The organism is Chloroflexota bacterium (assembly GCA_014360805.1).
In the GTDB taxonomy this organism is placed as follows: domain Bacteria; phylum Chloroflexota; class Anaerolineae; order DTLA01; family DTLA01; genus DTLA01.
In genome coordinates this window covers 1-13,692 of record JACIWU010000032.1, presented here as the reverse complement: position 1 = coordinate 13,692, position 13,692 = coordinate 1, and the positions used below count along the sequence as shown (strand labels likewise).

Below are 13,692 nucleotides of genomic sequence, written 5' to 3'. Positions count from 1 at the left end.
GCGCCGTGGGCGTTCTTGTTGTATGTGCTCTGCTCATCCTAGCACCAGGCACTGCCCTGGCGCAGCAACCCCCGTATATTCCCCCCATGCCCCAGGAGCAAGCCCAGACTCCAGACGTGCCCGACAGAACAGGCGAAATGAGCATTGCGCTTCGGGCCGACGCGCCGCAGATCACCGAGGACGATGGCGGCTACCAGCAAGTCTCCCTGGACGGTTTTGACTATGTGAGCATCGCGGGTGCGCCGCGCCTGCCGGTGCAACATGTGGAAGTGCAGTTGCCCGCCGGAGTGCGCCTGTCGCAGTACAGCCTGCAAGACGTTGTGGCAGAGGCGATTCCGGGCACATACAACATTGCCCAGGTGGCCCCCGAGGCCGAAAGCGAGGGCGGAGTCCAGGCCCCCATTCTGTTTGAACCGCCCGCATCCCAGGTATTCCCCGAGTCGCCGGTGGAGGTGAGCGCCATCCAGCAACGCGGGGATGCCCAGGTCATCACCTTCCGCTTCTACCCGCTCCAGTACGACCTGGCCACGCATACGCTCACCCTCACCCGCAGTGCGCGGCTGTCGGTGCGCTACCAGCGCATCGGCCGACAGCCAGACCGGGGCGGCATCAGGCCGTCGGAGCCAGCGGGCGCGCCTGCCGGCGTCAACACGCAGTCCACGTGCAGCCCGGGCTACGCCATCGCCGTGCGCAGCGACCTGGCCCAGGCCGCCAGCATCCTCAACTTCAAGCGCCACAAGGAATCGGAAGGCTTCACCGTGTACCTGGTGTCGCCCGAGGACTGGGCCAACTACACCGGCAAGGACGGCGCCGACAAGTTTCGGGCTTTCCTCCAGGCCAAGTGGCGCGACTGGAACTTGCAGTATCTTCTCATCATCGGCAGCGCCTCGTCCATCCCGATGAAGACGCTGTACCCGTCCAACACCGATCACACCGGCACGTGGGCCACGCCATCCGACATGTACTACGCCGACCTCACCGGCGACTGGGACAAGGACAGAGACGGGTTCCCCGGCGAGTTCAGAGACGACGCCATAGACTTCGGGGCCGAGTTGCTGGTGGGCCGCATCCCCTTTGACACCGAGAACTACATCAGCACCGTGCTGGAGCGCACCATCGCCTACGAGACGACCTACGGCGACTGGCGGAAGCGCGCACTGCTGGCGATGGCCATCCTGGACTATCAGTCCAACGGCGGCCCACAGACCGACGGCGCGTACCTGGGCGAATCCATGCTGGGCTACCTGTCCAAGGCTGGCTTCAGCACCTGGCGCATGTACGAGGAAGACGGCAACGGCACGAAACTGCCTCACGACGCCGCGCTGGATCGCGACACACTAGCCGCGAACTGGGCAAGCGGATATGGATTCGTCTCGTGGTGGGGGCACGGCAGCACCACCGGCGCGTACCGCACCCTGTGGACCGGCGCCCAGACCGTCCGCAAGCCTTTCGCCGACATCTACCACCTGAACTCGCTGGCCACCGACAACCCGCCCATCGTGTTCCAGAACGCGTGCTCCAACGGCGCTCCGCAGACCTACAGCCTGGCGGCCCAGGTGCTGCGCTACGGGGCCATCGCCACCGTCGCGCCCACGGCGATCACCTGGTACCGAACGGGCTGGCGGTCTCCTGCCGACGGGGGCAGCGCAACCCTGGCCTACTACTTCGGGGATGAATTGGTGAGCAAGGAGCAGACGGTCGGCCAGGCGCTGGCCCGCGCCCGCGAGACGCACGCCGCCCGCTACCTCTCCTCGCCCGGGCAGCAGCAGACCGTCCTCGCGTTCGCCCTCTACGGCGACCCGTCGCTCCAGATGAAGCCTCGCCCGCGACAACAAACCATCCAGATCGCCGTCAAGGAGGGGTGGAACCTGCTGGCGATGCCCGCGATGGAGCAACCGCTCCCACTGCCCAATGCGCTGTCATCCATCGCCGGCGCGTGGGAGGAAGTCCACGCCTACGATCCCCTGGACGCGCAGCAGCCCTGGAAGACGTTCTTCGCCAACACGCCGCCGCAGGCGAACACGCTCCGCCAACTGAATTCCTTGCAGGGCTTCTGGCTCCGGGCCAATGCAGCCGCCACTCTGACGCTCAACGTGCCGGTGCCCTTGACCGCGTCCAGCCAGGCCGTTGACATCCATCCGGGGTGGAACCTGGTCGGGTTCCCGGGCGATGCCCCCATGGCCGCCGAAGACGCGCTGCAAAGCATCGCCTGGGCGGTAGAATCCGTGTTCGCGCTGGACAACGACGCCGAGAGCGCGTGGCTCAGTTACAGCCCTTCCGCCCCCGCAGAGGCCAACACCCTTCGGACTCTGGAACCCGGGCGCGGGTATTGGATCTACGCCACGGCGGCCGCAACCTGGCAGGTTCCGTGATTCCAAAGACGCCGCAGAAAATCAAGCAGCCCTCCAAGAGGAGGGCTGCTTGTTTGTGTGTTACCGGTGCGGCGGGCCTGTCCGATCAGCGGTTGCCGAGCAGCACACCCAACCCCATGCGGCTTGCGTCTTCCTCGCCAGGGTTCCACATCGGATAGGCGTCAATGCGCGGGTGGCTGGTCAACTGCACCGGCGTGCCCGTGCCCGTGATGTCCACCACGTACAGGTTCCAGTTCTCATCTCGCTTGGACTGGAACACAACCCGACCGCTATTGCAGTCCCAGGCTGGCGCTTCGTCCGCAGCAGGGTGATCCGTTACGCGAACCTCGGTGCCCGATGCAATCTCGGCCACGTAGATGTCGTTACGGCCGTTTCTGTCAGACTGGTACGCAAGGTAGCGGCTGTCGGGCGACCACACGGCGTTCAGGTTGTTACCCGCCCCGCTCACTTTGACGGCCGCGCCACCCTCGGCAGGCATCACGTACACATTCCACTGCCCCTCGCGGTTTGAGCGGAAGGCGATGTACCGCCCATCCGGCGAGTACGCAGGGTCTGTCTCGTCGCTGCGCTCGCTTGTGAGTTGAACTAGGTCCGTGCCCGTGATGTCCACCCGATAGAGATCCCAGTTGCCGTTGCGGTTGGACTGGAAGACCACATGGAACCCATCTGGAGACCAGAACGGATCTTCATCAGCCGCCGGGTCATACGTGAGCCGCGTCTGACCGTTCCCGCTCTCGTCCATGATGTAAATCTCCCAGTTCCCATCCCTGTCCGACTGGAAGGCGATCTGCGAGGACCCGCAATCGGCCGTCCACACGGGATCTGTGTTGTTGCCAGCGTTGGCGGTGAGTTGCAGCCGATCCTGGCCGAAAGCGCCTATCCGGTAGATGTTCCAGACGCCTTGTCGGTTGGACTGGAACGCGATCCATGAACCATCCGCCGAACGCGCTGGCGCGATGTCCACGCCGGCATCATTCGTCAGGCGGATCACGTTGTTTCCCGCGATGTCCATGCGGTACAGTTCCCAGTTGCCATCGCGGTTGCTGAGGAACGTGATCCAGTCCACGCAGGCGCACAGCCCCTGCGGCGCAAACTGGGTTACGCGAACGCTGTACCCGTTGTTGCACTGGAGCAGGTGCACGTTCTTGGCGTAAATCTTCACGAAGTACACGCCAGTGGCAGGTGCGGTGAATACGATCTTGGACGCTTTGCCGTCGGCGTCGTCATTCGTGGCCAGCAGCGTCATGTCGGGGCCGTAGAGCGCGATCACCGTGTCCACGCCGCCGAACAGCCCGAACGTCTCAATCACATACTCGTTGCCCGCCGTCGCGTTGAAGCGGATCCAGTCCACATCATTCTTGTAGTGGAAGTTGTGAGTTTGTGGCGACCCGTCCACGGGAATCGCCTTCGCTTGAGTTGCGGAGTTGTCCGTCTCATAGGGGTCAGGGACAATTCCCGGACACTCCGGGGTGGCTGTAGGCGTCTGTGTGGCCGTCGCCGTGTGTGTGGGTGCTGCGGTCGGCGTAGGCGCAGGGTCGGTGCCTATGGGCTTCGTCGGCGTCGCCGTCGGCGTGTTCGTCGCGGTGCTCGTCGGCGTCGCTGTCGGCGTGTTCGTCGCGGCGCTCGTCGGCGTCGCTGTCGGCGTGTTCGTCGCAGTGCCCGTCGGCGTCGCCGTCGGCGTGTTCGTCGCGGTGCTCGTCGGCGTCGCTGTCGGCGTGTTCGTCGCGGTGCTCGTCGGCGTCGCTGTCGGCGTGTTCGTCGCAGTGCCCGTCGGCGTCGCTGTCGGCGTGTTCGTCGCAGTGCCCGTCGGCGTCGCCGTCGGCGTGTTCGTCGCGGTGCTCGTCGGCGTGGGGGTAGCCGTGCTCGGGCAAGGCCCATGGCTCAGGTTGAACTGTCCCGACCAACTCGCGTAAATCGTGGCCGTTGCCGACACCACCTGCGAATCCAGGTGCAGCGTCGTGGCGTAATGCGCGGTGCCGCCTGTGAACTTCCACAGGGGTACGGTTTCAACGGAGCCATCAGCCCAACGCACCTCAATGGATGCAGGTGCATCAGCCTCGTCCGCCACTTGGGTGATGACGAAGTGCCACTCGGAGTCATCGCACTCGTGATCGGTGAGCGCCTTTGCCGAGATGACTTTCGTGTCGGCTACGCCGAATGCATTGACGGCCGCCTCCGCAACCTGCGGCTCGCTCACGACACCCAAGGGGAGCAGAACCGCCAGTATCAGCAGTGCTACTCCAGTAAAGTGAGCGTACTGTCTTATTGTCATCGCAGTGTCCCTTCTGATGATGCAATAGGATTCTGAACGGTTTGTGCTTGTTCAGTCGTGCATAGCATACCACCTTACATGAATCCTTGATATGACCCATGTCATGTTTCATGGAAGACATTGTGAACCAATGCAAGCAAGAAACGTAGCAGGCCGCGGGGATAACAAAAACGCGGGGCCCTGCGAAGGGCCCCGCGTTCAGGGGAAGCAGATTCCGGACTGCCCTAATGACCTATCGGGATGTGCACGCGATTCCTGTAGAGTCGCCCGATACCCATGCGGCTCCCGTCCTCCGACGGCGGATTCCACATCGGGTACGCATCCACGTGCGGGTCATCGGTCAGCCGCACCAGCGCGCTCGTGTCCAGGATGTCGGTCATGTAGAGTTCCCAGTTCCCGTCGCGATTCGTGTGGAACACGATATGCTGGCTGTCGCAAGACCAGGTCGGCGCTTCGTCTGTGGCCGCATTGTCCGTAACGCGCGTCTCCAGCAGCGTCAGGATGTTCACCGCGTAGATTTCGCTCTGCCCGTCGCGGTCGGACTGGTACGCGAGCCACTGGCTGTCGGGCGACCACACCGCATTGAGATTGTTGCCCGCGCCGCTGACCTTGACCGCATCGCCGCCCGCCGCCGGCATCACGTAGGTGTGCCACTCGCCATCGCGGTTGGAGCGGAAGGCGATGTACTGCCCGTCCGGCGACCACACGGGGTCAACCTCGTCCGCCGGGTCATTGGTCAACTGGATCAAGTCCGTGCCCGTTACATCCACCACGTAGATGTCCCAGTTGCCGTTGCGCCCGGACTGGAAGGCGATGTACATGCCGTCCGGCGACCAGAACGGATCCTCATCCGGGGCGGGGTCATCGGTCAGGCGCATCTGCCCGTTCCCGTTGCCGTCCATGATGTAGATTTCCCAGTTCCCATCGCGGTCGGACTGGAACGCAATCTGCTCGCTTCCGCACGGCGTTGACCACATCGGGTCCAAGTTGTTGCCCGCGTTGGCCGTCAGTTGCGTCAGGTTCTCCCCGAGCGCATCCACCTTGTAGATGTCCCACAGGCCATTGCGGTTCGTCTGGAAGGCGATCCAGACCGCGTCCGAGGAGCGAGTCGGCGCCATGTCTATCGCCGGGTCATTGGTCAGGCGTACAGGCGCGCCGCCCGCCGCATCCAGCCGGTACAGTTCCCAGTTGCCGTCGCGGTCGCTGTGGAACACGATCCACTCTGGGCACGGGCACTCCAACTGCTGCTTGAACTCCTCCACCTTGACCTTGTACTGGTTCTCGCAGCCACACAGTTCGGGATACTTGGGCCGTATCTTGACGTAGTACGTGCCCGAAGTTTCGGCGATCCAGGCGATCTGCGAGCCTTTGCCTCCGCCAAAGTCGTCGTTCGTGGCCAGCAACGTCATGTCAGGCCCGTACAGTTCAATGATGGTGTCCACAAGACGCGACAGGTCAAAGGTCGTGATGACGTACTCGTTGCCCGCCGTCGCGTTGAACTTGATCCAGTCCACGTCAGGCTCCTCGTGGAGACTGTGCAGTTGCGGCGTCCCGTCCACGGAGATGAACTTGGCCTGGCCGCTGGTGTTGTCCACCTCATAGGCGTCCGGCGGCTCAGGCGGACGAGTCGCGGTAACCGTGTCTTCCACGCCGATGGTAACCGGCCCGTTGCAATTCTCGGCGGTAACGCGGGCGCGCAGGCGAGTTACCGTGCCCGCAGGAACCGTGTCCCACAGGGCGTTGAAACTCACCGCCACCATCACGCTGCGGCTTTCGCCCGCCGGCAGGTCGCCCACATTCCAGACATACGGCAGAATGTCGGCGATGTACCCCGCGCCTTCTACCGCCTCTATCGTGATGACGATGTCCTGGAAACTGCCGCAGGTGCCGGTGTTCGTTACGGTGAGGTAGAAGGTTGCGTTCAGGTCGCAGACCTCAATATCCGCGTCAAACGCCACCTCCAGTTCGCCGTTGCACCCGTGCAGTTCAAACGACAGCGTGTCGTATGCCGTGCAGCCGCTAGCGTCCGTAACCTTCACGCGAACGATGTAGGACCCCGCATCGGGGAAGACCCGACATGGGCTCTGGCCGTTGTAGTCGTCGTACTCGCCGTCGTTGTCCAGATCCCACTCGTAGGTATAAGGGGCCGCGCCGCCGGTGGCCACCGCCGTGAAGCAGGCTTCGCCCGTGCAGTCCGGCAGCGAGACGATCTCCGCCTCTACGGCCAGTTCGTCGTTGATGGCGTAGGTCGTGCTTGCCTGATCCATGCAGTCGTTGTTGTCAAACAGGCGCACGGCCACCGTGCCGGCCTTGGCATGACCGGTGATGGTGATGACCGTCTGCCGCGGGAACTCGCTGTACACGCCGTCGCCGTTGACATCCCAGGCGAAGTAGTACGGAGGCTCGCCGCCGGAGACCCGCGTTACGGTGAAGACGGCGGTACCCTCGCATTGATCCACGCTCTTGGTCAGGACAATCTGCGGCGGCGGCACGTACACCACCGGCGCAGGCTCCGAGACGTCTTCGCACTGATTGTTGTCCACCACGACCACATGGTAGGTGCCTGCGGCAGTGGCGAGATACGTGTCCGTGGTCAGCGATGTCGGGCCGTGAGTGGCCACGAGGACGTCATTGCGATACCAGAAGTACGTGAAGTTCGCCTCGCCGCCGCTCAATGTCGCCGTCAGCAGCACCGACGACACGTTGCAGTTCAACTCCCCGCCCGTCGGCGTTACCGATACCTCCGGATCCGGCACCGAGGTAACCTCCACCTCGTTGGAGTCATCCGTGCACCCGTTGTGGTCCGTAACCACCACGCTGTATGTCCCCGCCGACGTCGCGCTGTACGTGCTGGAAGTCGCTCCGCTGATGGCCGCCCCATCCTTGTACCACTGGTACGTGTACGGCCCTTCGCCGCCCGTTACGCTCGCCGTCAGGAGAACCGAACTCACGTCGCAGTTCAACTCCCCACCCGTCGGCGTTACGCTCACCTCCGGGTCAGGCACCGACACCACTACCACATCCGCCGACGTGTCCGTGCACCCGTTGTGGTCCGTAACCACGACTTTGTACGTCCCGGCGCTCGTGGCGTTGTACGTGCTATTGGTGGCTCCGCTGATGGCCACCCCATCCTTGTACCACTGGTACGTGTACGGCCCTTCGCCGCCCGTTACGCTCGCCGTCAGGAGCACCGACGACACGTTGCAGTTCAACTCCCCGCCCGTCGGCGTTACCCAAACCTCCGGGTCGGGCACCGAGGTTACCTCCACCTCGTTGGAGTCGTCCGTGCACCCGTTGTGGTCCGTAACCACGACCTTGTACGTCCCAGCCGACGTGGCGTTGTACGTGCTGTTCGTCGCACCGCTGATGGCCGCCCCGTCCTTGTACCACTGGTACGTGTACGGCCCTTCGCCTCCCGTTACGCTCGCCGTCAGGAGCACCGAACTCACGTCGCAGTTCAACTCCCCACCCGTCGGCGTTACGCTCACCTCCGGGTCGGGCACCGAGGTTACCACCACATCCGCCGACGTGTCCGTGCACCCGTTGTGGTCCGTAACGACCACGCTGTAGGTCCCGGCGCTCGTGGCGTTGTACGTGTCATTGGTCGCACCGCTGATGGCCGCCCCGTCCTTGTACCACTGGTACGTGAACGGCCCTTCGCCTCCCGTTACGCTCGCCGTGAGGAGCACCGAACTCACGTCGCAGTTCAACTCCCCACCCGTCGGCGTTACCGACACCTCCGGGTCAGGCACCGAGGTTACCACCGAATCGTTGGACTTCACATCGCAATATGGCCCATCACCTACCCGAACGTAGTACGTCCCGGCGCTCGTCGCGCTGTACGTGCTGCCCGTGGCTCCGCTGATGGCCGCCCCATCCTTGTACCACTGGTACGTGTACGGCCCCACTCCACCACTGACATTCGCTGTCAGCAGCACCGACGAGACGTTGCAGTTCAACTCACCCGACGTCGGCGTTACGCTCACCGTCGGGCAAACGCGCCGGTTCTTGAAGTCCACCGTCCAACTGCATTGCGCGGGTGGACAGTTCGGATCCTGCCGATCCGGCTCAACCTCCTGCCCCGCCGATGTCCCGCTCGGCGGACACGTCAGGTTGATCTCCTTGTAGTAGTACCCCACATACTGCCATCCCGCTCGCTGCTCCTCCACCACCCACAGCGCCTGATTGCACTGCGTGATGCCCGTGAACGAGTAGTACCCATTCTCATCCGTCGTCGTGCTGTACAGGTTCGCGCCGCCCACCGTCTTCCGAATGTAGATGTTCCACCCTTCTATCGGTTCCATGGTGTCGGCATCGTACTTGTGCCCTGAAACCTGCACGCCGTAGTCGTACCCGATCTCCACCTCATTGGAATCGTCCCAGCAACCGTTCACATCCGTTACGCGAACCTTGTACGTCCCGGCCGACTTCACCGTGTACGTGCCACCCGTCGCACCGCTGATGGCCACCCCGTTCTTGTACCACTGATATGTGAACGGCCCTTCGCCACCCGTTACGCTCGCCGTCAGCAGCAATTGCCGCACCGTGCATGTCAAGGTACCGCTCGTGGGCGTTACGCTCACATCCGGGTCCGGCACCGAGGTAACCTCAGCCTCGTTGGACATGTCCTCGCAGCCGTACTTGTCCACCACCTTGACCTTGTAGGTGCCAACGCTTGTGGCCGTGTAGGTGCTTCCCGTCGCTCCACTGATGGCCGCCCCGTCCTTGTACCACTGGTACGTGAAGGGCGCGGTCCCGCCCGTAACATTCGCCGTCAGCAGAACGGAGGAGGTGTTGCAGTTCAGTTCGCCGCCGTTGATGGTAACCTCCACATCGCACGGCGGGCAGATCACAAAGACGATCTGCTGAGACCACAGAACGCCCGTCCCAGGATGGCCGGGGATTTGCGCGGCCCAAAAGATGTAATTTCCGGCCTGGGAAACGGGTACGGTGATCGTAGTAGACTCACCGGAAGCCAGAGGCCCAAGTGTGCCGCTGGCGACCGCCGTGCCGTTCTTAGGATCGCCCGACGCAGAATAGTAGAGTTTCCACTGAGTGGCAGACAGCATATCGCCGCTGCCGTCGTTCTTGATGGTAGCCCAAACCACCTCGCAGTCGTTGCCCTGGTCAATGAACACCAGGGAACTCCGGTCCCACCAGTTCTTGGTCGCCTGGGCCGTTACTTTCCCCGGCGTCTGCTTCGCCATGATGAGGCGTTGGCATCCCTCGCGGAACCAGTTAAGCCCCGCGGGAATGACGTAGGACACCTCCGCCGTGATGGTGTCCTGGCCCGACCCGCCCGGGTTCGTGTAGGTGAAGGAGGCCTTGCCCGAGCCTGCGCTCCCCGTCGTGCTGGAGCCACTGGCGATGGTTGCTCCATCACGCTTCACGGTGAAGTTCACCACGTAGCCATCCATCAGAGCGCCGGTCTCGTCCTTCAGTTCGGCCGTAACGGTGTGCGTAGTGGCCTGGGGAAGGTAGTTCGTCGCCGAGGAAGGCGTCAACGTCAGCGTGGTTGGGGTATGAGGCACTGACTGATTCTGCGCGGCCTCAATGATGTCCCACGCTTCGCCCTTGATCGTGCCGTTTCCCGTATCCGGGAAGTTGCAGCCATCGGTGAAGTGCCAGATGGCCAGTTGCACCGCCGATGCCCGATCCTTCGCGGTGCTCAGATCGCTCGGCTGCCCGGGCACGGTCGGGTAGAAGTTGTTGAGAATCCACACAACTCGCCCGTCCACCAGGTTCGGCCCCTGCTGATACGTCTGGTTGTAACAGATGCTGTGATTCGTATCAATGCAGTAGACCTCGCTCACGGCACCCTCTATGGTCGCATTGAACGTGCCTGCCCAGTAATTTCCAGACAGGCAGTCCACATAGAGCGCCTGCCCCGTCTTGGTGCCGGTTGGCGTCGCCGTGGATGCTCGCAGGGCCAAAGGCACCGCGACCGCAGCAATGGCGGCTAACGTAACAATCAGAAGAATGCCTCGGGAAATGTGGAACCTCTTGCTCACCATGCCGTCTCCTCCTCATGCATGTGAATCAAAACGACAGATCATGAACGGAGGGAGGTCGGCCTGCAAGCAGAAACTCCTAGATAAGACAAACCGAACCACCTCTGTTCCTTTTGGGGGGGAATGAGTGGCTTCCGCAATCCTACCTTATCACTCACATTCTAAACGGATTGCAAACCCTTGTCTATAGGTTTGCGCCTGTTTACGCAAACTCTAACCATTTTCAAACTATTCTCCAACCGAAATCTATCCCTAAAGGCCGATGGATCGCGTACAATGGCAATGTACTTCTCACAAGGGTTGTGCCTGTGATACCGCCCAGGGCTACCATCTGCGTGTTTGCTCCGTCGGAGGGAGCGGCTTCCCGTTTCAGCGAAGCCTTGGCTCCCTTCTTCGGCCTGCGCTGGACATCTGCCGCGGATGAGATTTCGCACGACGACGACCTGATCCTCGTCGCTGGCTGGCGGAAGGACGACGGCGCAGCGTGCAGGGCCGCTCGGGCGCAGACGAGCATCCCCATCATCCTCATCACCTACGACGCCACGAGTCGGGCCGTCGTAGAGGGCCTGCAGGCCGGGGCCGACGTGGTAGTTCCGGCCGACATCCAACCGAGCGAACTGCAAGCGCGCATCCGCGCCATGATCCGCCGCAACCGGATGCCCTCCAGCGCCGACGGTTTCCGCATCCTTCGGCTTTCCGACTCCACCTCCTAGCCCAGCCCATGCCTTTCGCCCGCGTGTTTTCTGACCGCCAGCGCTCCCGTCTCCCTTCCGCCGGACTTTGCCAGCCGCGCCGATTGCCTTATAATGTTTGTAGGAAAAACATTCGGTTACGGAGGTCTGTGTGGCCGGCGAAACGCTGTGGACACAGGGATTGGCCAAAACCCGACAGAGCATCTTCACCCGCGTCGGCGCGCTGCTGCGCGGCGGCGACATCACCGCCGACCTGTGGGAAGAACTGGAGGCGCTGCTCATCCAGGCAGACGTCGGGCTTCCCGCAACCTCGGACATCCTGGCGCGCGTGCAGTCGCAGGCCAGGGCGCAGGGAGCGCGCACGCGGCAAGATGTCCTGCGCCTGCTGAAGGCGGAAATGGCGCGTGGCCTCGTCCCCACCACGCCCCTGAACGACGACGGCCGTCTCCTGACGGTGATCCTCATCGTGGGCGTGAACGGTTCGGGGAAGACGACCAGCATCGCCAAACTCGGGCGCTACTACCAGTTGCGCGGGCGCAAGGTGATCCTGGCCGCCGCCGACACGTTCCGCGCCGCTGCCATTGACCAACTGAAAATCTGGGGGCAGCGCCTCGGCGTGGAGGTCATCGCCCAGCAACCCGGAAGCGACCCGGGCGCCGTGGTGTTTGACGCCATACAGGCGTGCCGCTCGCGCGGAGCCGACATGCTCATCGTGGACACGGCAGGCCGACTGCACACCAAGCACAACTTGATGGACGAACTGCGCAAGATACGCGGCGTCGCCGCCAAGCAGGTGCACCAGGCCCCCCACGAGACCCTGCTGGTGTTGGACGCAACGACGGGCCAGAACGCCCTGGCCCAGGCCAGGCACTTCAAGGAAGCCGTGGACGTTACCGGCGTCATCGTGGCCAAACTGGACGGCACGGCCAAGGGGGGCGTCGTCCTCAGCATCGCCACGGAGTTGGGCCTGCCGGTGCGGTTCGTCGGCCTGGGCGAAAAGCCCGACGACTTTGCCACCTTTGACCCCGAGCGGTTCGTGAATGGCCTTTTCGCCGACACGACGGCATAGGATGAGACCGAGACGACCCATTATAGACTGGAACCAGGAGTGAATCCGATGATGGAAGACTTGAAATCCAAACTGAGCGACATGTCCCGGCGCATCCATGAACTCATGGAGCGTCTTTGACATAGAAGGCAAAGAGAGGGAGATCGCGCAACTCAACAAGGAGTCTGAAGCGCCCGACTTCTGGGACGACCCCATCGCCGCCAAGAGGAAGATGCAGCGACTGAACGACCTGCGGGAGGAAACCGCATGGTGGCGCTATGCGGAATCCCATGCCGCCGACCTGCTCGGCCTCTACGAACTGGCCGCGGAAGACGGGGATGAAACCACCATGCGCCAGGTGGCTGAAGAAGCCGACCGCCTTGCGCAGAGCCTGGAACGCAAGGAGTTCCTGCTGCTGTTCTCCGGCGAATACGACCGATCCGACGCCTTGCTGTCCGTCCACGCGGGCGCTGGCGGCACCGACTCCCAGGACTGGGCGCAGATGCTCTTGCGCATGTACCTGCGCTGGGCCGAGCGCCAGGGGTTCAAGACCGAAGTCCTGGACATCATGCGCGGCGAGGAGGCCGGCATCAAGAGCGCAACCGTCCTCGTATCCGGCGACTACGCCTACGGCTACCTGAAGGCCGAAAAGGGCGTCCACCGCCTGGTGCGGCTGTCGCCCTTTGACGCCGCCCACCGTCGGCACACGTCGTTCGCGCTGGTGGAGGTGATGCCCGATTTGGACGAGGACGTGGAGGTGGACATCAATCCGGACGACCTGCGGATTGACGTCTTCCGGTCTTCGGGCGCGGGCGGCCAGAACGTGCAGAAGAACTCCACCGCCGTGCGGATCACCCATCTGCCGACCGGCATCGTCGCGTCGTGCCAGAACGAGCGCTCACAGTTGCAGAACAAAGAAGTCGCCATGCGCATCCTTCGCGCGCGCCTTTGGGACATGGAGATGCAGAAGCGCGAAGAGGAGCAGGCACGCCTCAAGGGCAAGCATGTGGAAGCCGGCTGGGGCAACCAAATCCGCTCCTACGTCCTCCACCCCTACCACATGGTGAAGGATCACCGCACCGAGGCTGAAGTCGGCAACGTGGACAGCGTCCTGGACGGAGACATCACCGACCTGATGATCGCGTACTTGAAGCAGAGCATCGCCGAACCCGCCGGGACACCATAAACGAAAGGAGTTCCGAGATGCCCATTGAGAAGGATTCGCAAGGCGGCGGGAAGAGCGGCGCCGGTTTGTCCGCGTCGGCCTCCGCGGGAACCGGCGAAGCCGAAGCCCCGC

At 63.1% G+C, this 13,692-nt stretch carries 6 protein-coding genes; 4 read left to right on the top strand and 2 right to left on the bottom strand.

Features of this window, described 5'->3' with window-relative positions; all coding sequences use genetic code 11:
- Nucleotides 1–116 precede the first annotated feature (116 nt).
- A complete protein-coding gene (locus H5T65_07105) occupies nt 117–2,372 on the top strand; it encodes a hypothetical protein (GenBank protein MBC7259000.1) in 2,256 nt (751 codons plus the stop codon).
- Between the two features lie 85 nt (nt 2,373–2,457).
- Here the strand turns inward: H5T65_07105 and H5T65_07100 are convergent, their stop codons facing one another.
- Both H5T65_07100 and H5T65_07095 read right to left on the bottom strand, forming a co-directional pair.
- Nucleotides 2,458–4,644, bottom strand: a complete 2,187-nt coding sequence (locus H5T65_07100) for a PD40 domain-containing protein (GenBank protein MBC7258999.1) — start codon at nt 4,642–4,644, stop codon at nt 2,458–2,460.
- Nucleotides 4,645–4,868: 224 nt separating this feature from the next.
- A complete protein-coding gene (locus tag H5T65_07095; protein ID MBC7258998.1) occupies nt 4,869–10,658 on the bottom strand; it encodes a PD40 domain-containing protein in 5,790 nt (1,929 codons plus the stop codon).
- A 299-nt stretch (nt 10,659–10,957) separates the two neighbouring features.
- Between H5T65_07095 and H5T65_07090 the strand changes: the two genes are divergently transcribed.
- From H5T65_07090 to prfB, 3 genes are all read left to right on the top strand, one after another.
- Nucleotides 10,958–11,368, top strand: coding sequence for a response regulator transcription factor (locus H5T65_07090; protein MBC7258997.1), 411 nt, complete (start codon nt 10,958–10,960; stop codon nt 11,366–11,368).
- 130 nt (nt 11,369–11,498) lie between these two features.
- Nucleotides 11,499–12,416 (top strand): signal recognition particle-docking protein FtsY, encoded by a 918-nt coding sequence (gene ftsY, locus H5T65_07085; GenBank protein MBC7258996.1) that lies wholly within the window; start codon nt 11,499–11,501, stop codon nt 12,414–12,416.
- Nucleotides 12,417–12,513: 97 nt separating this feature from the next.
- Complete coding sequence (prfB, locus tag H5T65_07080; GenBank protein ID MBC7258995.1) at nt 12,514–13,581, top strand: peptide chain release factor 2; 1,068 nt, start codon at nt 12,514–12,516, stop codon at nt 13,579–13,581.
- Nucleotides 13,582–13,692: the final 111 nt, after the last annotated feature.

What these genes read in the sequence shown, in the direction of transcription:
- prfB (MBC7258995.1), top strand. Translation starts at nt 12,514, where the DNA reads ATGAACTCATGGAGCGTCTTTGACATAGAAGGCAAAGAGAGGGAGATC.
- H5T65_07100 (MBC7258999.1), bottom strand. Translation starts at nt 4,644, where the DNA reads ATGACAATAAGACAGTACGCTCACTTTACTGGAGTAGCACTGCTGATA.
- H5T65_07095 (MBC7258998.1), bottom strand. Translation starts at nt 10,658, where the DNA reads ATGGTGAGCAAGAGGTTCCACATTTCCCGAGGCATTCTTCTGATTGTT.